Source organism: Pedobacter sp. UBA5917 (genome assembly GCF_002432345.1).
In the GTDB taxonomy this organism is placed as follows: Bacteria; Bacteroidota; Bacteroidia; order Sphingobacteriales; family Sphingobacteriaceae; genus Pedobacter.
Genome location: NZ_DJDT01000033.1, coordinates 18,303 through 39,070, shown reverse-complemented (window position 1 = coordinate 39,070; position 20,768 = coordinate 18,303). Strand labels below are relative to the sequence as shown.

Below are 20,768 nucleotides of genomic sequence, written 5' to 3'. Positions count from 1 at the left end.
TTTAATATGGTTTAAATTTTATAGTCACTTCGGGCTATAACCTGTGCAGCAATTAAATATTGTGCTGTTTAAGCAGGCTTTCCCTAGCCTGCTCCGATTGGTAAACTTTCCTGATCAGGCTTGGCAGCGCCACCAACAATAAAGGCAGTGCGATGATAAAACCACCGATTACGGCAATGGCCAATGGCTGGTGGAGCTGTGCACCTGCTCCTATCCCCAGCGCCAAGGGCATCAGCGCGATGATGGCCCCAAGGGCTGTCATTAACTTTGGCCTTAAACGGGTAGATATGGCAAAAGTGATGGCATCATCTACACTTTGGTTATTTAGCGATTCTTTAAACTGCAAGAAGGTAAAAATGGCATTTTCGCCAATAATGCCCACAATCATAATCAGGCCGGTATAACTGCCCACATTTAATGGCGTATGGGTTAAAAACAGGGCCAGGTAACTGCCTGCAATACCCAGAACAGAGATTAATAAAATAAGGAAGGCAATTTTAAAATCCTTAAAGAGGAACAAAATTACACTGAACACCAGCAAACTCGATGCAATAAGAATGGTTAACAATTCTGAAAAAGATTGTTGCTGCTCTTTATAGGCGCCGCCATATTCGATATGGTAGCCCGATGGCAGGTTAACATCTGTATTTACAGCTTTCTGGAGATCCTTCATTACGCTGCCCAAATCGCGGTTATCCAACCTGGCGGTAACCACACCGATGGTTTGCAGGTTTTCGCGTTCTACCTCCGCATTACCTGCTTTCAGCTCTACCTGGGCCATTTGCTGTATAGGTACAGCTGTAGCATCGGGCAGAAAAATCTTCATTCTATTGATATCGGCCACTGCAAAAGTGCGGCTGCCCGGATATACCATGCGGATGGGCGAAAGCTGTTGTTTATCGTACAGATCACCGATTAAACTACCCTGCATAGCGGTTTGCAATTGCGATTGGAACGAAGCCGGGCTTACTCCATACTGTGCCAGCAAAGCAAAATTTGGCCTTACGTTAACGGTTGGTCCCGAGAGTACAATACCATCAAAAACATCGGCCGTGCCCGCAACATGCGAAACAATGCCCGCAACCTTTTTCGATAAAACCTGTAATTTCTCCTGGTCGTTACCAAAAATCTTCACTTCAATCGGTTGGGTAGAGCTCATTAAATCGCCAAGCATATCGCCTATTACCTGCCCAAAATCTACCTTTAATGCAGGCTGCGTATGTTCGATATGTGTACGGATATCAGAAATTACCTCATCGGTACTTTTGCTTCGGTTGGGCTTTAACTGTATCAGGTAATCGCCGGTATTAGGTTCGGTAATAAAAAAGCCCATCTGTGTACCCGTTCTGCGCGAGTATGCCTGTACATCGGGGATTTTTACAATTTCCTTTTCTACTTCTTTCAGCATCCTGTCGGTTTCTTCTAAAGAGGTGCCCGGCGGCGAAGCATAATCGAGTACAATACTCCCCTCGTCCATTTCGGGCAAAAAGCCGGTTTCCAAACGTGGAAAAACGAGTACAATGGAGGTAATCAATACCAGAAGGAATACAATAGAAATATAGGGCCGTTGTATAAAATAGCGTACCCAGTTCTGCGGTTTTACCTCGTGTACTGCTGTTTTTTTACCCGATGCGGCATGGCTGCCGCCTTTGCGGGTAAGCAAAAGGTAAATTACGGGCAAACCGATCCAGGTAACAAAAAACGAACATACCAGCGTAATGATCATGGTATTGGTCATTACCTGAAAATAAGAACCCGCAACCCCGGTCATCAATACAAAAGGCACAAATATAACGATGGTACTGATGGATGAGCCCAACATGGCCGGGAACAGATAACCTACGGCCTTGCTTAACAGCCGCATGGTAATTTCTTCCGGGTGTTCCTCATGCGTTCGGTGTATCTGCTCTACCACTACAATGGCATCGTCTATAATTAAACCAATGGCCGCTGCAATGGCACCCAGCGTCATGATATTGAGCGAATAACCGATAAAATAAAGTACAATTACCGTTAAACAAAGGGTAACCGGGATGGTAATTAATATGGTGGCACTCGCCTTTACCGAACGGAGGAATATAATGGCCACCACAATGGCCAGGGCCAAACCGATCAATAAACTATCGCGCACACTTTTTACCGATTCGTTTACAAAATCAGCCTGTACATAATAAGGCTTAATACTTACGCCGGCTGGCAAAATGCGTTTTAACTGTTGTACTTTGGCGTACATCTCGTTAGAAAGATCGACCAGGTTGGCGTTGGGCTGTTTAATTACCGCAATCAGGATCCCATCTTTACCATTAGCGTTAATGCGGGTATACTCCACACTTTGCTGGATGTTTACTTTGGCAATATCCTGCACCCTGATCATCCGGTTGCCTTTTCTGCTCAATACCAGATTTTCCAGATCACTTTTATTTTTTACCGTGGCATCAGTTACCGATAGGTACAGGTAATTATGATCGGCCAGGTAACCATTAGATTTGATAAAATTGGTTTGGCTAAGGGCGTTGCTGATCTGATCGGGTGAGATACCCAGTGTCTGCATTTTCTGTGCATCGAGCTCCAGCCAGTACTCTTTGCTTTTACCGCCGATAACTCGGATTTCGGAAACGCCATCAACCTGCGAAAGAAAGGGTTTTACGGTATAAGTGGCAATTTTTTTCAGCTCGGCGGGCGAGTAATTATGGCTTTCTAAACTGTAACCGCTTACCGGAAGGATAGACGGATTCATCTTCTCTACCGAAATATTAACCCCTGCCGGCAATGAGGCACTAATTTTGGCAATCTGCGATTCGATGCGCTGCTGACTGAGATCGATATCGGCGCCGGGATTCATAAATGCAGAAAGTTCGCAACTGCCCCTGCTAGTTGTACTGCGCACCAATTGAAGATCGGGCACTTGTTTTACGGCATTTTCTAAAGGACGTGTTACTGTAACCACCATTTTATCAACCGGCTGCAGCTCGGCATCGGCAATAATTTTGATTTTCGGGAAAGTAATTTCAGGAAAAAGCCCGGTTTTGAGCTGTGTAAAGGCATATACCCCACCCACTATAATAATGAGCAGAACAGCCAGGATAGGGTTTTTATGGGAAATGAAAAACTTGTTCATGGCTATTTTTGGATTTTAACTTTGGCCGTATCGGCTATGCCATAATTCCCGCTGGTAACAATCCGGTCGGTTTTTGCAAATTTTGGCTCCAAAACTTCGATACTGTTATGGTTCTCGATACCTTTTTTTACGTTTACCTTTACGGCTGTAGAATCGTTGATGAGTTTCATTACCCAAAACTGATCTTCGGTTTCGTTAGCCAGTACGGCCGATTTTGGCAACACCTGTGCCTGGCTATGTTTTATTTTGGTTAACCGCACCTTGGCAATCAGACCTTCGGGAATATCTTTACCGGCGGCAACTTTAAGAATGTAACGCTGCGTTTGTGCGGCAGAGTCAACAGATGGCATGGTACCAGAAACCGATCCGGCAATTTTTGTCCCATCAGGCAACAGGATATCCAATGTACGGTTCTGGTTAATGAGCTGATTATATTCGTAAGGCAGATCGAGCAGAAAAACAAGGCTATTGCGGTTGCTTATGGTGGCCAAAGCTTCACCATCCTGCACATAATCTCCCTTTTGATGGTTTACCTGTACAATAGTGCCCGCCTGATCGGCCCTGATGTTCGAAATCCCTGAAAATTTAAAACCTGCATCGAGTTTGTTTACGCTGTTACCGATCGATTTTGCTTCTTTAGTAATCAAACTGAACAAAAGTTGATGACTCCCTACCTGTTTGCCTATAACGGCCTGTGCACTTTCTACATAACCATTGATGTTGGCCTTTACAAAACTCTTTTCAAGATAAGCCGAGACTGCCGAAAGCTCTACCGTTTCTGCTAATGAGCTATCGCTTACCGTTGTAATCTGAACAGGCGTAACGGGCGAAGGTTCATCTACGGCATCGGCCGGTGCAGAAGGATTACATCCCGAAAAAACAAACATTGCGGCTATACCTGCACACATTAATTTTAGATCGCTATTCATGGTTATCGGTTCCAGTAATTAAATTGATTGATCAGTTTTAAACGGTTAATATTGGTTTGACGGAGCAAGTTCTGTGCTGCCATATAGTTATTGATGGCGATTACGAAATCGGCTACCCTTAAATCGCCGGTATGCATCAGTTTGCTATCTACTTCGATTAAACCTTTGCTAAAGCGGATCTGCTCGTTTATTTTAGGGAATAACGCATCGGTCTGGTTAATCTGCTGGCGGATGAGGTTTAACTGTTGTTGCTGTTGCCGGATAAAAAAATCACGGTAATTGGATACGGTTTTGGAAGCCAGGTTAAGTTTATTATACTGCATTTTTTTCTGGTGACCATCATAAATGGGTACCGAAAAAGTAAAACCTACACTTGTACCAAAGTTTTTATAGGACTGCAAAATAAAGGAAGAATTATAGCCTCCGTTTGCATATACCCCTAATTTTGGTTTATAATTAAAATCGATGGCGTTTTTTTGATTGATGTTTTTTAAACTGTCTATTTCGAATCGTTTTGTAAAAAAACGCTGGGCCGTTGTGCTGAAATCCGTCTGTAATTTTGGATCGGCGAGTTTAACCGTTGTGGTATCGGCAATGCCGGCCAGGTAATTTAAAGTGGCATAATCGTTTTTAAACTGTAATTCGGCCTGTTTTACCACCAGTTGCTGTTGCTGCAAGGTAACCAGAAAGGTTAAATACTCTGATTGTTTATAGATATTGCTCCGCGTTAATTTTTTAAGCAGGGTTTCTTCTTCCTGGAGTAGTTTAACAACCCCGTAGTTAAAATCAACCTGCTCCTGACTGGAAAAAGCCAAAATATACTGATCAACAATGGCTCTTTGTAAGTCGAAACGTGATAATTGTCCGGCATATTTAATAGAATCACTTTGGATTTTAATACCTTCCAACTGGTTATTGATCTGTTTTTTGTTCAGCAGATCGTAGTTTACATTAAGCAAGGCTTCCAAGGCCTGTCCGTTGGTAAGCACTTCATCAAAACCATAACCGCGGATAACGGGCGCATACATTCCGGCAGAAGTGGCCGTAACCTGTGGTTTTGCGGTAGCGCGGACAATTAAACTATCGATACCTGCGGAACGTTGCTGGTTCTGAAAATCTTTAAGCGCCGGATTGTTAAATTCAGCTTCTTTTAAATAATAATCGAGATTTTTTACCGGTTGCTGCGCCATTGCCCCAATAGATGAAAAGGCAAGCAGGTAAAAAATCAGGTATTTTAACTTTAGGTCCATTTTATTTTTTATTGCACTACAGGTGTTTTTCGTTTTTATTCACCATTAAGGAGTTAAGAAAAATAAGCTACTTTCTTAATGTCCTTAATTTCTTAATGGTAGTATTGTTTAGTTATTTTTTAACCATTAAGGGGTTAAGAAAAATTAAGTTTTATATCCTCACTTCCTTAATGTCCTTAATTTCTTAATGGTAATAGTGTCTAGTTATTTTTCAACCATTAAGGAGTTAAGAAAAGTTAAGTTCCATTTTACTGCTTTCTTAATGTCCTTAATTTCTTAATAGCCAGGAACTACACATAAACTAATTTTGTTTTATTAGCCAAATTACGGATCAATTATGAAGAAAATCTGTAGCGGCTTTATTTGGATGGTATTTATAACCTTTGCACAGGTAGATAAAAAATTTACGTACTGCTTTACCTTTTTCGTTAATAATAACAGGTTTTAACTGTGTAACTGAATCGAAATAAGGGAGAACAGCAACAGGGCGAACAGCGCTTAGTTGATTATCATTAAAGCCAGGATCAGAATTTATATAAATTGCATCCATACCATTGAGTGTGATCAGTTTAGTACCAATATAATCAAACTGTAGCGCATTTTGTCCGATTACATTTTGCCCGTAAATAAAATAACTACTGTACAGATTAAGTTCGGCAGCGGTTTTATAGTTATCAGCCGAAAACACAAAGTCGGCATGTTGTTCATTTTTTATCTGCGTAATTTTTTGGTGTAATTTTTCCCATCCTACCCAGGTATCATCTGATTTGATGGGAACAGGATAAAACAACAGTTCGATAAGCAGCCCGAAGTGGATAATAAATGAGGTAATGATTTGTATGCTTAACCATTTTTTATTGATATAAGATGCGGCAAGCATAACTCCTGTAATATATGCAGGCATCATCCAATTGATCTTGATCCAGTAAATGGGTGATAACAACAGAAAAGCAACAAAAATCGGCAGGAAAAAGCAAAGCAGGAACAGGTTAGTTACAGGTACTGTACGTAACGAACGTACATAAGTTTTAACGGCCTTATAAAGCATTACCACAACGGCAATAAAAAGTACGGGGATCAGCAGCAAAAGCTGGTGCCCTAAAAGGCCTAACACAAATTTCGGTTTTAGCTCGAGTGCAGCAGCAGCATGCATTCGCTGCGATCCCTGAAAGGCAAACGAGGCAAAGTGGTTTCTTACATTCCAGATAATTACCGGCGAAGCAATCAAAACCATTATAACAAGACTTAACCAGGGCCATACCGTTAATAAAAGTTTCCTTTTGGGTTGATTGAGTAACAAGAACAAAAGTGTTCCCAAAGGCAGGAAAACCGCTGTATATTTACTGTCGAAAGCCAATCCCATTAAAACTCCAGCCAGTAGCCACCAAGCTTTTTTTTCTTCGAACAGGGCTTTATAGAGTGCAAACAGCGAAAGTGTCCAGAAAAAAAGTAAAGGTGTATCGGGCGTAGAAACCAACGACAGGATGCTTACCATAAGTGTACTCAAAAAAAGTACAATAATCTTCTGCGATTGATTTTGGTTAAAGAATTTTAACGCAAGCCGATAAACCGCTACGGAAGTTAATGCTGTCAAAACTGAATCGGCCAGTTTAATGGCAAATACATTTTTCCCTAAAACCCATGTAAATAATTTAAGCAGGTAAGCAATGGCAGGTGGATGATCAAAATAAGATAAATCGGGATGTTGCGCATAAAAAAAGTAATAAGCATCCTGTGGCATAGGTCCCATTAAGCCTATGGCAATTAATCTGATCAGCAATATGCCAACAAACAGGAAAAATGGTATTTTATTGAGTGTAAAAACTGTACTTTTTTCTCTTAAATCCATGTTATTAAGGGAGATATAACCAAAACTATCTTTGGATTCTGTAGAAATGCTGAAGAAATGGCTATTGTAAGTGAAGCGTTACAAAACTTCTATTCCTAGCTCAAAACCTGCCCGAAAGCATTAAACCTGTACTTCCTGGTTGGTGAAAAGGCATAAAGGTAAAATTGCCTTCTTTTTTTGCAGTGAAAAGACTTTTAATATAGGGATATACCAGATAGGATATTTTGGTTGAGGCAATCCCAAAACCTGCACCTGCCACCACATCGCTAAACCAGTGTTTGTTGTTGTACATGCGCAGCGTGCCGGTAGCAGTAGCTACAAAATAACCTGCATAACCGATCCAAGGGTTAACATCTTTATATTCCTGGTGCAAAAATTCGGCAGCCATAAAAGCAGAAGCAGTATGGCCTGACGGAAAAGAATTTTCTCCATTTCCGTTCGGTCGCATCCTGCCAACGCCCTGCTTTACAAAATGTGTTGAAACACCCATAATTGCAGCCGATGTTGCATATAACATAGATGCATCGAACAGGTTGTGCCTGCCTTTTACACCCGATAAATTAAGTGCATATACAGCAGCTGCCGGTGCGAACTGGAGATAATCATCAACATGGGCTGCAAATAATGGATGGTCTTCCTGTAACTCCGCCCTGGTACTTACATCGAGCTGTTTTAATGCGCCATGATCATAAACTGCTGCAAAACCATAGCCTGCCAATACCACTGGTGCAATAAAAGCAACCGCCTTAAATTTCTGTTTAGGCATCGGATTGCCCGAATACCATCTTCCCAGCGAATCTGATGATATGTTTTGAACAGAATCTACCCTTTGGGCAGCGCATGAAAAACTGAATGCAACGAAAAGTACGGTGCAGTGGAAGAAATTACGCATAATTAGGGTTTTACCGGGTTTCCGTTAGCATCAAACAATAGATCTTTGCCTTTTACCTCTGCTTCGTAATAAATGGTTCCATCGGCTTTGGTAATTTTGGCAGCCTCAGCAATTTTAGCACCTTTTAATTTACCCAGTACCGCAGCTGGTAATTCGGTAGATTTAATCTCCGTTTCGGTTTCTAAAAGCATACCTTTTGCCGAGTAAACTTCCGAAGTTTCTTTGCCGTTCAATGTAAAACCAGCTTCGTAATCCTGCTTTTCCATTTCCCATTTAACTTTGGTTCCGGCATGATTTTTAGCGAATGCAGCAATAACGGGAGCAGGTACTTTAGCTTCGTTAAGTTTCTGTGCGTGCGCAGCGGTAGCCATACCACCCACAAGCAATAAAATTCCAAAAATTGTTTTCATAGTTTTTAAATTTTAAATCAAAACTATAAGCCAATTATGGAGAAATTCTGTAGTTATGAGGGTTTTAGGGAAAATTCTGAGCAAATCGTATTAAATCTGCGAAAGAAAATGAGGCGGTAGGGTTTCCCGCTGATTACGGGGATTTTCGCAGAAGGAACTTACTTTGACAATCATTTAGAAATATGCCCGTAAGATTGTCAAAGTTTATATTAATTGACTAAATAAATAAAATCGTCATTTCGACCGAAACGCAGTGGAGTGGAGAAATCTATCTCGAGACAGATTTCTCGCCTGCGTTGCACTCAGCTCGCAATAACAAATTATAAGATCTGCGTGCATCATCTTAAATCTGCAGGAGAAAATAAGGCGTTAAGGTCCCCTCTGATTACGCGGATTTTCGCAGAAGGAACTTACTTTGACAATCATTTAGCAATATGCCTGTAAGATTGTCAAAGTTTAGGTTAAATAACCACTTCAATTCGCAATGACGAATTACGGAATTTGCGTGTATCTTTTAAATCTGTGGGAGAGAATGAGGCGTTAAGGTCCCCTCTGATTACGCGGATTTCCGCAGAAGGAACTTACTTTGACAATCATTTAGCAATATGCCTGTAAGATTGTCAAATTTTAGGTTAAATAACCACTTCAATTCGCAATGACGAATTATGGAATCTGCGTGCATCATCTTAAATCTGCGGGAGAAAATAAGGCGTTAAGTTTCCCGCTGATTACACGGATTTTCGCAGAAGGAACTTACTTTGACAATCACCTAGCAATATGCCTATATGATTGTCAAAGTTTATATTAATTCAGGATGACAATCAACCTTCAAAATAAACAGCAAAAACATGTTCTCCATTTATTTCCCGGTACTCAATTCTGAAACCATAAAGATTACAAATTTGCTTGGTGATGGCCAAACCCAGGCCCATTCCCTCTGATTCTACAGATTTTGAGAAACGATCAAAGATTTTGGTCTGCAGGTTAGCTATTTTACCAGAATTGGAAACAGTTAAAGCGTCTTTATTCAACGTTATATTGATATGCCCACCAGCTACATTATGCCTTACGGCATTGCTAAAAAGATTGTTCAGGAGAATATCCGCCAGGTAGCGGCTCATTTTAATTTCAACCGGCACGAGTTTTTCATTAAGCACCAATCCATCTTTTCCCAATAGTTCCTGGAATTGACGGCCTTTTGCTTCCACCATTTCTTTCAGTTCGATGGTCTGCAGATCGGAAATCAGGTTATTTTCGATTTTTGCCAGCAGTAATAAAGATTGGTGCAATCTGGATAGTCTACCCGTAGCATGATAAATATCTTCCAATAAGGCACCCTGTTGTGCGGTAAAAGATTCGGTCTGTAGTAAAGAATCCAATTTGGAGTTGATCACGGCCAAAGGCGTCATCATTTCGTGCGAAGCATTATCGGTAAAACTTTTCAGTTCCTTATAATCCTGACGCACCCTTTCGGCCATGGCATTTACGGATTTGTTGAGCTCGTTAAACTCGTCTATTTTGGTTGGCTCGTGTTCAATATTATCCATCCGGGTTACCTCAAAAGCTTTCATCCGGTTTAAAATGGAATAAAAAGGCCGCCAAAGCCTGTTCAGTACAAACCTGTTGATCAATAACAGCGATAAAAGCAGTACCAGGGTAATGCCAACGGTAATGAGTAATATAATCCTCACCAAATCTTCTGATTCTACCCTCGATTTGGTTATGGTTACCTCAACGGCCTTACCATTTACATGTACAACGGTAATTAAACTCCGCCCGGGTTCGTTCTCCTGTTCTTTAGGGTTATAATAAGTGGTGTATAAAAATTCGCGTTCGGGGCTAATGCCTTTGATATTCTTATAAGCAATCTGCTGATCGAGGTAACTGGCAGGCAGCGGAAGTTTATGAAAAGTGCTTACATACTGGTTAATTTCGTTCTCTTCTACAGCTAAATCGCGGTCTAATTTTTCGGTTAAAATAAAATGGATTACCACATAATAAATAACTCCTGTAATGATAAGTACCACAATGGAAGTTAAGATATTTACGCGGTTATAACGGTTGGAGAGTTTCATATATCGCCAAATTTATATCCGATTCCGTAAACCGAGCGCAGGTAATCAGCTGCTCCGGCCTCCAGTATTTTTTTACGGAGATTTTTAACATGGGTATAAATAAAATCGAAATCATCCGAAAGGTCCATTTCATCGCCCCAAAGGTGCTCTGCCATCGCATTTTTGGTTACCACTTTATTCCGGTTGGAAAGGAAATATACCAGCAGATCGAATTCTTTTTTGGTAAGGTTAACCGGATTGCCTTTAACGCTAACTTTCATTGCCGAAACATCGACTGTTATTTCATTAAAAACAATCACATTGTCGCCATCAAAATTTTTCCTACGGATAATGGCACTTACGCGGGCCTTAAGTTCGGATAAGTGAAAAGGTTTTACCAGATAATCGTCGGCACCAAGATCCAGACCGGCAAGTTTATCATCCAAAGAGTGTCTGGCCGAAATAATCAGCACACCATCCCTTTTTTTCAGTTGTTTAAGCTTAGTCAATAATTCAAGTCCTTCGCCGCCTGGCAGTCCAAGATCCAGGAGAATACAATCGTAATTATAAAGTGATATCTTTTCGTTGGCAGAGGCAAAATCAGAAGCATGCTCACAGATGTTACCTTCACCGGTAAAATAGGCAAGGATACTTTCCAATAAAGCCTGTTCATCCTCAATAACTAAAATTTTCATGGTAATAAAATATGTTTCTCAATGCGCATCAATAAAAACCGGAATCTGAATATACAGTTTTAAGCCGGTTAGGTAAAACGCTGCACCAGTTTTTCGATGTTCAGGTTCTTTTTCTTTTGCAGGATTTTTTTACCATAACCGGTAAAATATTGGTGGCCGGTAAGCATATCTAAATTAATAGCGTCCCACTCTCTATTATTATATACTAAATGCAGGCTTTCTTCCCACTCTCTTTTTAATCTATCGGCGAAAGCTGTATAATTTTGGAGGGAAAAATGATAAAAGTCGGCATCGCAGATAATCTCCTCTAAACTATTTTTTGGTAACTGTGGGTATTTTGTTGCTAATATCAAACTTGTTACCGTTTCAATATGGAGCGGATCCAATTCGTTTTCGAGCAAAAATGTTCTGGCAATCTGCGTACTGGCCAACTCGTGCCCGATGTATTGTTTGGTATAGCCCACATCATGTAAAAAAGCGGCCAAAGTGAGCAGAAATAAATCATTTTCGGCAATATTACTTTGCTTACCAATGAGTTTAACGCCCTCAACCACCAATAAAGTATGCTCAAAATTATGGAAGTACATATTTTGGGGCAGCTCTTTTTCTAAAAGTTCTTTAACGAAAGTTTCGGCTTTTATCAGCAAAATATTATGCTCTTTTTCCATTTACCTATCTCCAATAAACATACAATAGTAGCAGTTAATTCTGAAGAAATACTGTAGAGTGTATGTCTTAAAAAAGAATAAATTATATAGTATCCATAAATATTATCGCATATTAACCTTTACATTGATTTTTCGAATATTGTTAATAATATATTTTCTCTTTCGCTCCTATGCCGCTAGGCATGGTAGTTTTTCACGGTTATTGTTGTTTTTAATTGTGTTCAAGAATGCTTCGCATTTTGGAGCGCCAAAGTACCCAAAGCGCTTCGTCAATCCAGCTATGTGCTTCCCACAAGCCCTTTCATATCAAAAAAACAGCGGCACTTTGTTTAATCAGTTTTAAATATATTTTCTTTTGTCTGATTGAGCCCTTCGGGGTTTGTGCAGAAAAGATGCTAGAATGATCAGAGGTTTGGCAAGGTCTGCACAAAACCACTGCGTTTAGGTTTGGAAGTGGCAATTGTTCTGTTTTGCAACTGTTTTTTTGATCCCCGCACTTGGGATTGACTGGCGTTCTTCGGTAAAACCTATTTGTGCTTCAAAGCAAGCCTACATAATGCCAAAAAACATAATATTAATCAAACCTCATAGCGTTCAGATTCTCTTCAGAATTGCTTTCTAATTTGCCGGCGGAAAACTTACAATTATGAAAAACTACAAACGGATATTAAAGCTATTCTGCTTTTCTATATTCCTGTTGGCGGATGATATCTGCGCACAGGAAAAACCCATTACGGTATCAGGACAGATTAAAGAAGCGAAAAACAAAACTACGCTACCCTATACCAACATTGTTTTTAAAAAACCAAACGATGAGAAATTTCTTTTGGGTACAATCAGTGATGACCAGGGGCGCTTTTCGATCAAAGACCTCCAACCTGGCAATTACCAAATGCAAATCAGTATGATGGGTTATCAAACTTTAAAAAAAGACATTAACATTGGTACATTGAGCCCATTTCTAGATCTCGGTATTTTCGAACTGCCCGAAGATGCCAAAACCCTGCAAACGGTTAATGTTCAGGGCACTCAGAATGAAGGGTTAAGCAACAAACTGGATAAAAAAACTTACGATCTTTCCAAAAATACCAGTCAGTTAGGTGGATCGGTGTTACAGGCCATGCAGAACCTTCCGGGTATTACCATCCAGGATGGAAAGGTACAGTTAAGGGGAAATGATAAAATTGCCGTACTGATTGATGGCAAACAAAATGCCATTACAGGCTTTGGCAGTCAGACCGGGCTCGATAATATCCCTGCTTCGGCCATCGAACGTATCGAGATTATCAATAACCCTTCCTCAAAATACGATGCCAATGGTAATGCAGGCATCATTAACATCATTTATAAGAAAAACAAACAGGAGGGTTTTAATGGTAAACTGGGCATGAGTACGGGTTTGGGTGCTTTATGGTTACGCAGGGAAAATCTGCCCGGAATCAGTGCACAATACCAGGCCACACCAAAATTTAATCCTTCGTTATCGTTAAATTACCGGAAAAACAAATTCAATACCTTTTTACAGGCCGATTATCTGTACACCCAAACGTTAAATAAAAACGAATTTTCGCAAAGGTTTTACGATGATGGTACTATTCTTAACCAACAGGTAAAACGCAACCGTACCACCACATTCAGCACGGTAAAAAGCGGTTTCGATTTCAATCCGAATGAACACAATAGCTTCACTTTTTCGGGCTTTTTTAACCGCGAAAAAATCGGCGATCTCGGTGATATTCCCTATTTCAACAGCGATTTTTCGGTACGGAACCGTTTATGGCAATTTGTGGAGGATGAAGTAAAATATACAGCAACGGGTTCTGCAGTTTATCAGCACAAATTTGCACAGCCAGGACATACTTTAAACGCAGGCTTTAATTATACATGGCACAGGGAAGACGAAAAATATTTCTTCACCAATATTATGCCCGCCTTTACGGGAATGGATGCCTTTAAACTACTATCGGATGAACATGTTTCGGATTTTAACTTAGATTATGTACGTCCGTTAAAACACGGACGGATTGAAGCGGGGGTTAAATACCGTTACCGTTTTATCCCTACCGATATGCAATTTTATCCGGGCTTAAATTCTCCAATCGACGTTAATGCTGGTGGTTGGGCCGATTACAGTGAAAATATCCCGGCCGTATATGGCAATTATGTTTACGAGAACAACAAAATCGAACTGGAGGCTGGTTTGAGGATGGAATATGTGAAAGTAGATTATAAGGTAAATCCGAACCACAACACCTATAAAAGTGATGGTTACGAATATTTCAGGCCCTTTCCCAACCTGCGTTTCGCTTATAAGATTAACGAAAAGAATAAAATCAGCGCTTTTTATAACCAACGGGTAGATCGGCCGAACGAAGTAGACATCAGGATATTCCCCAAATACGATGAGCCAGAGCTGTTAAAAGTGGGTAACCCTACCCTGCGTCCACAGTTTACCCATGCCATCGAACTCGGCTATAAAAACAATTGGGATAAGGGCTATTTCTATGCTTCGGCCTTCCATAAAATCGTAAACGGTACCATTACACGTATTGCAACCGTTGTTCCCGGCAATACCATTATTTATAACATTTTCCAAAATGCCGGGAGAAGCTTTAATTCAGGAGGAGAGTTACTTTTACAACAGGAACTTGCGCCATGGTTTTCGTTTAATCTGAGTACAACGATTTACCAGAACAAGATCAATGCTTTTACCATTACCAATCAATATCCGGTACCAACGGTATACAGCATGCCTGAGCAATCGATCGTATCGGGCAATGCGAAATTTAACGGACAGTTTAAGCTACCCGGAAAAACAGACATCCAGCTATCGATGGTTTACCTTGCCCCCGACATTATCCCTCAGGGAAAAATCGGTGCAAGATTTTCAACCGATCTGGGTATTAAAAAACAGATCCAGCAAGGAAAAGGGGAAATTTTTCTGAATGGGAATGATATTTTAAATACGTTAAAAATCAAAAAAGAAATCAATGGAAATGGTTTCAGGTTAAGCAGTACCGATTATTATGAAACGCAGGTTTTTAGGTTAGGTTATAGTTATAAATTTTAGATATTGGGTTTAAAGGGGTAAAAAGGGCATTTTTAATGCAACTTCAGAATTGCTACAGAATTGAACTGTACATTGAATACTGAAGTTTAACTAACTTTTTACCCCTAACCAAACAACATGAAAAAACTTTACACCATTACTTTAGCGGCGCTTTCTGTGCTGTTATTAACCAATTGTACTAAAAAGGATGTAGTGGCCGACACCAAATTGAGTTACAGTTTTAGCGCAGGCAATTTAAATGCCTCGTTGAGCACCAATGCCAGTGCAAGTGGGGCTGTGGTAGCTGCCGGTACAAATGGAAGCATTAACTGGACAACTGCCAGTGTTAACATTGCCAAAGTAGAATTCAGTGCTACAAAGGCGAGTACACCGATATCGTTAGAATCTAAAAATTTTTTCCTGGTTAATGCCTTAAAACCTGATTCTTTATCTGGTACAGTTTCTCTGGCATCGGGCGTTTACGAACATAATGAGTTTAACCTTAGCCTAAGCAGTTCGGTTAGCAACCCACCTTTGTTGTTAACCGGAACGTATATTGAAGCATCGGGCACCAAAATTCCGGTTAGGTTTGAAATGAACCAGGCCCAGGTAATTAAACTGGAAGCTGCCAGGGTTGAAGTTACCTCGGGTACATACCTGGCCAAGGTAAATATAATGTTAAATGCATTGGTAATTGGATTAACAGCAAGTGATTTCGGACAAACCACACGCACAGGCACCAATAATATGATCATTATTTCCAACACGATAAACAAAACATTGTACGATAAATTGGTGGCCCGATTTGCTTCAACATTAAGTGTTAATTTTTCAAAACAATAATCCGTTAACAAATGATTTATTAATAAATTGTTAAGTCGGTTACTTATCAATATCTTTAAACGCTAACCAAACCTTCAGGATTCCTTCAGAATTGGAACTTACCTTCGCCCTTTGCTTGCATAAAAGTATGGCGGGTAAGATCAATTTTTCGGATCCAATCATTAAAATGAGTATTAAAGAAAACACACTTAAATTATTAAATAACAGGTTTGGTCCTGTTTTCCTTGTTACCGCTTTATTGTGCGGCATATCGTTGCTTACCAGACTTTCCTTATTGCTTTATAGCGCCTCATCTGTTGATTGGTCGGTACTTAACCTGCTTAAAGTTTTTATTATTGGCCTATTTTACGACCTTGCTGCTGCATCGTTTGCGGTAATTCCGATTGTAATTTATTTATGGTTAATGCCTTCGAAATGGTACGACCGTAAATTCAACAGAATATTGTTGTTTATCTATTTTTTCTTTGTTGTTTTCACACTTATTTTCAACGCCATTTCCGAATGGTTCTTTTGGGAAGAGTTTTCTGTACGTTATAATTTTATAGCGGTCGATTACCTTGTTTATACCACAGAAGTAATCGGAAATATCCGCCAATCATACCCTATCAACAGCATTATGCTTGTTTTAGTGATTGTAACGGCCATAGTTGTTTATTTTCTAAGGAATTACATCACACCATCAACCACCAATAAAAGTACTTTCGGCAAAAGGACAAAAGTTGCATTAGTTCTTCTATGTCTGCCGGTATTTACCTATTTCTGCGTAAGCCATAAATTGAAATACCTGAGTAAAAACCAGTATGTTAACGAACTTTCGGGCAATGGCATGTACGATTTTGGTTTTGCTTTTTGGAACAACCAGCTCGATTATAATACTTTTTATAAAACACTGCCGATTAAAAATGCCGAATCGATCCTTAATGGCTTATTACAACAGGATTCGACTGCGAAAAACGGAACATTTAAAAATACTTCGAGAAACATCAATAATGTAGGCACTGAAAACAAGATGAATGTGGTGCTGATCAGTGTAGAAAGCTTAAGCGCTGAATTTTTGGGCACCTTCGGCAATACGCAGCACATTACGCCGCAGCTCGATTCTTTAGCGAAAGAAGGCTTGCTTTTCAGCAATTTATATGCCTCAGGCACGCGTACGGTACGTGGTTTGGAGGCCCTTTCGCTCTGCATCCCCCCTACGCCCGGCCAATCGATTGTGAAACGTCCGGATAACCATAATCTATTTACATTAGGTAGTATATTCCGCACCAAAGGTTACAACAGCAGGTTTATTTATGGTGGTTATGGTTATTTTGATAACATGAATGAGTTTTTCTCCAACAATGGTTACCAGGTAACGGATAGAAGCGCATTGCAGGATTCGGAAATCCACTATTCTAATATCTGGGGTGTTGCCGATGAAGACCTGTTTACCCTATCGTTACGTGAGCTGGATAAGGACTACAAAAACAACAAGCCTTTTTTCGCACAGATTATGACGGTTTCGAACCACCGTCCTTACACCTATCCTGATGGAAGGATCGATATTCCTTCGCATACGGGCAGAGAAGGCGCAGTTAAATATACCGATTACGCAATCGGAAAATTTATCCGCGAAGCCAAACAGAAACCATGGTTTTCGAATACTTTGTTCGTCATTGTGGCCGATCATTGTGCCTCAAGTGCAGGTAAAGTAGAACTTCCGGTAGATAAATACCATATTCCGATGATTTTTTATAGTCCGGGACACATCACACCGGGTAAATTCGAAAAATTAACTGCTCAGATCGATATCGGACCAACTATTTTAGGTTACCTTAATTTCAGTTACGACAGCAAATTCTTTGGCCAGGATGTGTTTAAAATGAAAAATACTGATGAAAGGGCCTTTATCAGCACATACCAAAGTTTAGGTTACATCAAAAACAATAAATTGATCATTCTCGATCCGAATAAAAAAGTGGCTACTTATAAGCCAGATTTTGCAACCGGAAGTGCCGTAACTATACCCGCAGATCAAAAATTAATTAACGAAGCGATAACGAATTATCAAATGGCCTCGTATTTATACCAAAATGGTTTGTATGGTTTTGAATTTAAAAAGAAATAATGGGCATTAACATTGGTATGCTGATCTGGAAAGAGATGAAAATAAAATCCATCAGCAGAGAAGAACTGGCATCTGCAATTGGTATTACTAAACACCGCGTAGGCACTTTACTTAAATCGGCATCAATAGATACCGACATCTTAAAACGGATTTCGATAAAGCTCGGCGTTAATTTTTTTGAGTATTACCGTAAGGATGAAGATCTGAGCCGATTTGAAATCGATCTGGTGGTACAGAACCATCAGGAACTTAACCAGCTAAAAGAGTTGATCAAAGAAAAAAACAGGTTACTCGAACTTTGTGATGAAACCATAAAAAGTCAGAAGAAAATTATTCTTTCGTTAGAAAATTTACGTAAATCATAAAAATCAGTAATTATTTGCTTAATTCTAACTGATAATTCCATTCTTTCAACATTTCGGGATGTTTTAACAGGTCTTCTTCATTCAAATCGGTTTCCAGTTCGCTTAATTTAAAATCAAGGGTATCTGTTATTACACTACTGATGTTTAATAAATGATCTATTTCAGGATCGATCAGATATTCCAGCAGTTCGAACACCGCACAAGCGGCATTTAAGGCATAAGTACCTACTGGATCGGTAAATTCTTCCGTATCCGGTATAACTTCTTCCAACCCGGCTAAAAGCTGATTTACCTTTTCTTCATCAACAACATCAGCAACAGAATCCTTAACGTACTGGATTGATTTTTTTAATATTTCAGGATCTCCCCAATTAAATTCATGGTGAAATTCAATATAATCAGGCAAAAGCCTTTCGCAAATATCTAATCCAAAACTGATCAGTCGATGTTTAGGTAAAAAGGTTAATTGCTTGCTTAAGCGCTCGTAAAACTGCGTAGAATCCATTTATTGTAATTGTTCGAAAATCACTTGGCCATTAAATAACTCATATAATTAAGAAATACGCTTAATCTCTAAATGCATAAATGTGCCAGGCCGCAAAGATAGACGTATTTTTTACCGGAACAATTTTATTCCCCCTAATGGTTCTCGTGTTTTATACAATTGCTACATTTGTTTGCCTATGCAATTACCTCCACATCATTTACTTCAGGGTTTTGTTAAACATTACTTAATTATAGACCAAAAAATTAGTAATGCGCAATCCTACCGTATGTTTTCTGATGGTAATCCCGGCATTGTTTTTCATTTAAAAGATCCGTTTTTGCAGTTAAACGATGAAAATTCGGCAGCTATTCTACAACCACAAAGTTTTGTTTATGGACAACTGAGCCATCACAATACGATCCTTATTCAAAGCGATTTGAAGATGATAGTTGTGGTTTTAGCGCCTTGTGCATTATTTACCCATTTCGATACTGCAGCGTATGAATTAAATGATGAAACGGCACCTTTGGCTATTTTTTTCGGACAGGAAGCCCGCGATGTTGAAGAACAATTGATTACAACTTTATCAACTGCTGATGCCATTGCCATCATTGAACGGTTTTTAATTAACCGGCTTACTCCATTAAGATACTTAACTACCGATTTTAGTATGGCCATACGTAGCATTTACCAGCACCATGGCTTAATCAGTATCGAAGATTTACTTCAAACACTCCCCATAACCGAAAGACAGCTGGAGCGTAAGTTCCGCGAGTATGTGGGTACCTCGCCAAAAAGATTTGCAGATACCATAAAGTTGCAACACTTTCTTAAATTACTTCAAAAACAGCCGGATAAGGAAAAAATAACCGATTTGATTTATATTTCGGGATATTACGACCATGCCCACCTTAACCGTAATTTTAAAAAAATGACTGGTTTTACACCTTTTCATTATAAACATACGAACCAAATGCTGGCAATAAATCTGATGCGGCTTTAAATCTATCAATTGTCGGTTTTATACAAATTTTTCCTGATGGTGCTGATTAGTTTTGATCAGTTAAAACATCAAAATGGAAAACTTTAAAATAGCCACAGCGCAGTTTGAGAACCGGAATGGCGATAAGGTATATAACCTTTCTATAATTGAACAGCTTTCTAAAAAAGCCTCAAATCAGGGTGCACAGGCAATTGCCTTCCACGAATGTTCGGTAACGGGTTACACTTTTGCGAGGCACCTTAATAAGCCGCAGATGCTCGAACTGGCAGAATTAGTGCCCCATGGCCCCACTATCAGGCGTTTAATCGAAATTGCCAAAGAATATAATATCGCTATCCTTGCCGGGTTATTCGAAAAAGATGAAAACAACAACCTCTTCAAAGCCTATGTTTGTGTTGATGGAAATGGCCTTATTGCCAAACACCGAAAACTGCATCCGTTTATAAATCCACATCTTTTACCGGGCAATGCTTACACGGTATTTGATTTATATGGTTGGAAATGCGGCATTCTAATCTGCTATGATAATAATGTTATCGAAAATGTGAGGGCAACAACCCTGCTGGGGGCACAAATTATTTTTATGCCCCATGTAACCATGTGCACACCATCTACCCGCCCTGGAGCCGGTTTTGTAGATGCTAAACTTTGGAAACACAAAGAGTTGAACAGCGCCATTTTACGTCAGGAATTTGATGGCCCTAAAGGCCGTGAGTGGCTAATGAAGTGGCTTCCTGCCCGCGCTTACGACAATGGAATATATGCTGTTTTTGCCAACCCCATTGGCATGGACGACGATCAGCTTAAAAACGGATGTTCGATGATTATTGATCCTTTTGGGGATGTTGTGGCAGAATGCAGGTCGTTAGGTAGTGAATTTGTAATTGCTGAATTAAGCCCCTCCAAACTTACAGATGCCGGAGGATACCGATATATCCAGGCCAGAAAACCAGATCTTTATAAAAATATCATTGGTAAGCCACATGAAAGTAATCAGCAGGTGGCCTGGCTTAAAAAGAAGGCTATCTGATCGGCTAGGTGAAAAATAA

The 20,768-nt window shown here is 39.8% G+C and carries 16 protein-coding genes; 6 read left to right on the top strand and 10 right to left on the bottom strand.

Annotation, left to right across the window (positions count from 1 at the left end; all coding sequences use genetic code 11):
* Nucleotides 1–52: 52 nt before the first annotated feature.
* From B2V92_RS02305 to B2V92_RS02265, 9 genes are all read right to left on the bottom strand, one after another.
* Nucleotides 53–3,118, bottom strand: coding sequence for an efflux RND transporter permease subunit (locus B2V92_RS02305; protein ID WP_293304472.1), 3,066 nt, complete (start codon nt 3,116–3,118; stop codon nt 53–55).
* A gap of 2 nt (nt 3,119–3,120) precedes the next feature.
* Nucleotides 3,121–4,047, bottom strand: coding sequence for an efflux RND transporter periplasmic adaptor subunit (locus tag B2V92_RS02300; RefSeq protein ID WP_293304470.1), 927 nt, complete (start codon nt 4,045–4,047; stop codon nt 3,121–3,123).
* Between the two features lie 2 nt (nt 4,048–4,049).
* Nucleotides 4,050–5,297, bottom strand: a complete 1,248-nt coding sequence (locus tag B2V92_RS02295) for a hypothetical protein (RefSeq protein WP_293304469.1) — start codon at nt 5,295–5,297, stop codon at nt 4,050–4,052.
* A 331-nt stretch (nt 5,298–5,628) separates the two neighbouring features.
* Nucleotides 5,629–7,146 (bottom strand): ArnT family glycosyltransferase, encoded by a 1,518-nt coding sequence (locus B2V92_RS02290; protein WP_293304467.1) that lies wholly within the window; start codon nt 7,144–7,146, stop codon nt 5,629–5,631.
* A 100-nt stretch (nt 7,147–7,246) separates the two neighbouring features.
* Nucleotides 7,247–8,038 (bottom strand): phosphatase PAP2 family protein, encoded by a 792-nt coding sequence (locus B2V92_RS02285; RefSeq protein WP_293304466.1) that lies wholly within the window; start codon nt 8,036–8,038, stop codon nt 7,247–7,249.
* A gap of 2 nt (nt 8,039–8,040) precedes the next feature.
* Nucleotides 8,041–8,448: a PepSY-like domain-containing protein gene (locus B2V92_RS02280; protein WP_293304465.1), complete on the bottom strand. Its 408-nt coding sequence runs from the start codon at nt 8,446–8,448 to the stop codon at nt 8,041–8,043.
* Nucleotides 8,449–9,269: 821 nt separating this feature from the next.
* Complete coding sequence (locus B2V92_RS02275; protein WP_293304463.1) at nt 9,270–10,523, bottom strand: sensor histidine kinase; 1,254 nt, start codon at nt 10,521–10,523, stop codon at nt 9,270–9,272.
* On the bottom strand, nt 10,520–11,197 hold the full coding sequence (locus tag B2V92_RS02270; protein ID WP_293304462.1) for a response regulator transcription factor: 678 nt from the start codon (nt 11,195–11,197) through the stop codon (nt 10,520–10,522). Before B2V92_RS02270 ends, B2V92_RS02275 begins: the two co-directional genes overlap by 4 nt.
* 68 nt (nt 11,198–11,265) lie before the next feature.
* Nucleotides 11,266–11,865, bottom strand: coding sequence for an HD domain-containing protein (locus B2V92_RS02265; protein WP_293304460.1), 600 nt, complete (start codon nt 11,863–11,865; stop codon nt 11,266–11,268).
* Between the two features lie 646 nt (nt 11,866–12,511).
* Between B2V92_RS02265 and B2V92_RS02260 the strand changes: the two genes are divergently transcribed.
* From B2V92_RS02260 to B2V92_RS02245, 4 genes are all read left to right on the top strand, one after another.
* A complete protein-coding gene (locus tag B2V92_RS02260) occupies nt 12,512–14,935 on the top strand; it encodes a TonB-dependent receptor domain-containing protein (protein WP_293304459.1) in 2,424 nt (807 codons plus the stop codon).
* A gap of 117 nt (nt 14,936–15,052) precedes the next feature.
* On the top strand, nt 15,053–15,757 hold the full coding sequence (locus B2V92_RS02255) for a hypothetical protein (RefSeq protein WP_293304458.1): 705 nt from the start codon (nt 15,053–15,055) through the stop codon (nt 15,755–15,757).
* Nucleotides 15,758–15,884: 127 nt separating this feature from the next.
* Nucleotides 15,885–17,864: an LTA synthase family protein gene (locus B2V92_RS02250; RefSeq protein ID WP_293304457.1), complete on the top strand. Its 1,980-nt coding sequence runs from the start codon at nt 15,885–15,887 to the stop codon at nt 17,862–17,864.
* Nucleotides 17,864–18,229: a helix-turn-helix domain-containing protein gene (locus tag B2V92_RS02245; protein WP_293304456.1), complete on the top strand. Its 366-nt coding sequence runs from the start codon at nt 17,864–17,866 to the stop codon at nt 18,227–18,229. The genes B2V92_RS02250 and B2V92_RS02245 overlap by 1 nt, the downstream gene beginning before the upstream one ends.
* Nucleotides 18,230–18,239: 10 nt before the next feature.
* Here the strand turns inward: B2V92_RS02245 and B2V92_RS02240 are convergent, their stop codons facing one another.
* Nucleotides 18,240–18,734 carry a DUF416 family protein gene (locus tag B2V92_RS02240; RefSeq protein ID WP_293304454.1) on the bottom strand — a complete coding sequence of 165 codons (495 nt, stop codon included), beginning with the start codon at nt 18,732–18,734 and terminating at the stop codon, nt 18,240–18,242.
* 178 nt (nt 18,735–18,912) lie between these two features.
* On the opposite strand from B2V92_RS02240, the gene B2V92_RS02235 reads away from it, so the two are divergent.
* On the top strand, nt 18,913–19,719 hold the full coding sequence (locus B2V92_RS02235; RefSeq protein ID WP_293304452.1) for a helix-turn-helix transcriptional regulator: 807 nt from the start codon (nt 18,913–18,915) through the stop codon (nt 19,717–19,719).
* A 73-nt stretch (nt 19,720–19,792) separates the two neighbouring features.
* Nucleotides 19,793–20,749, top strand: a complete 957-nt coding sequence (locus B2V92_RS02230) for a nitrilase family protein (protein ID WP_293304450.1) — start codon at nt 19,793–19,795, stop codon at nt 20,747–20,749.
* The last annotated feature ends 19 nt before the right edge of the window (nt 20,750–20,768 follow it).

Excerpts from the sequence above, each read along its gene's own strand:
- B2V92_RS02305 (WP_293304472.1), bottom strand. The coding sequence starts at position 3,118 with ATGAACAAGTTTTTCATTTCCCATAAAAACCCTATCCTGGCTGTTCTG.
- B2V92_RS02300 (WP_293304470.1), bottom strand. The coding sequence starts at position 4,047 with ATGAATAGCGATCTAAAATTAATGTGTGCAGGTATAGCCGCAATGTTT.
- B2V92_RS02295 (WP_293304469.1), bottom strand. The coding sequence starts at position 5,297 with ATGGACCTAAAGTTAAAATACCTGATTTTTTACCTGCTTGCCTTTTCA.
- B2V92_RS02290 (WP_293304467.1), bottom strand. The coding sequence starts at position 7,146 with ATGGATTTAAGAGAAAAAAGTACAGTTTTTACACTCAATAAAATACCA.
- B2V92_RS02285 (WP_293304466.1), bottom strand. The coding sequence starts at position 8,038 with ATGCGTAATTTCTTCCACTGCACCGTACTTTTCGTTGCATTCAGTTTT.
- B2V92_RS02280 (WP_293304465.1), bottom strand. The coding sequence starts at position 8,448 with ATGAAAACAATTTTTGGAATTTTATTGCTTGTGGGTGGTATGGCTACC.
- B2V92_RS02275 (WP_293304463.1), bottom strand. The coding sequence starts at position 10,523 with ATGAAACTCTCCAACCGTTATAACCGCGTAAATATCTTAACTTCCATT.
- B2V92_RS02270 (WP_293304462.1), bottom strand. The coding sequence starts at position 11,197 with ATGAAAATTTTAGTTATTGAGGATGAACAGGCTTTATTGGAAAGTATC.
- B2V92_RS02265 (WP_293304460.1), bottom strand. The coding sequence starts at position 11,865 with ATGGAAAAAGAGCATAATATTTTGCTGATAAAAGCCGAAACTTTCGTT.
- B2V92_RS02260 (WP_293304459.1), top strand. The coding sequence starts at position 12,512 with ATGAAAAACTACAAACGGATATTAAAGCTATTCTGCTTTTCTATATTC.
- B2V92_RS02255 (WP_293304458.1), top strand. The coding sequence starts at position 15,053 with ATGAAAAAACTTTACACCATTACTTTAGCGGCGCTTTCTGTGCTGTTA.
- B2V92_RS02250 (WP_293304457.1), top strand. The coding sequence starts at position 15,885 with ATGGCGGGTAAGATCAATTTTTCGGATCCAATCATTAAAATGAGTATT.
- B2V92_RS02245 (WP_293304456.1), top strand. The coding sequence starts at position 17,864 with ATGGGCATTAACATTGGTATGCTGATCTGGAAAGAGATGAAAATAAAA.
- B2V92_RS02240 (WP_293304454.1), bottom strand. The coding sequence starts at position 18,734 with ATGGATTCTACGCAGTTTTACGAGCGCTTAAGCAAGCAATTAACCTTT.
- B2V92_RS02235 (WP_293304452.1), top strand. The coding sequence starts at position 18,913 with ATGCAATTACCTCCACATCATTTACTTCAGGGTTTTGTTAAACATTAC.
- B2V92_RS02230 (WP_293304450.1), top strand. The coding sequence starts at position 19,793 with ATGGAAAACTTTAAAATAGCCACAGCGCAGTTTGAGAACCGGAATGGC.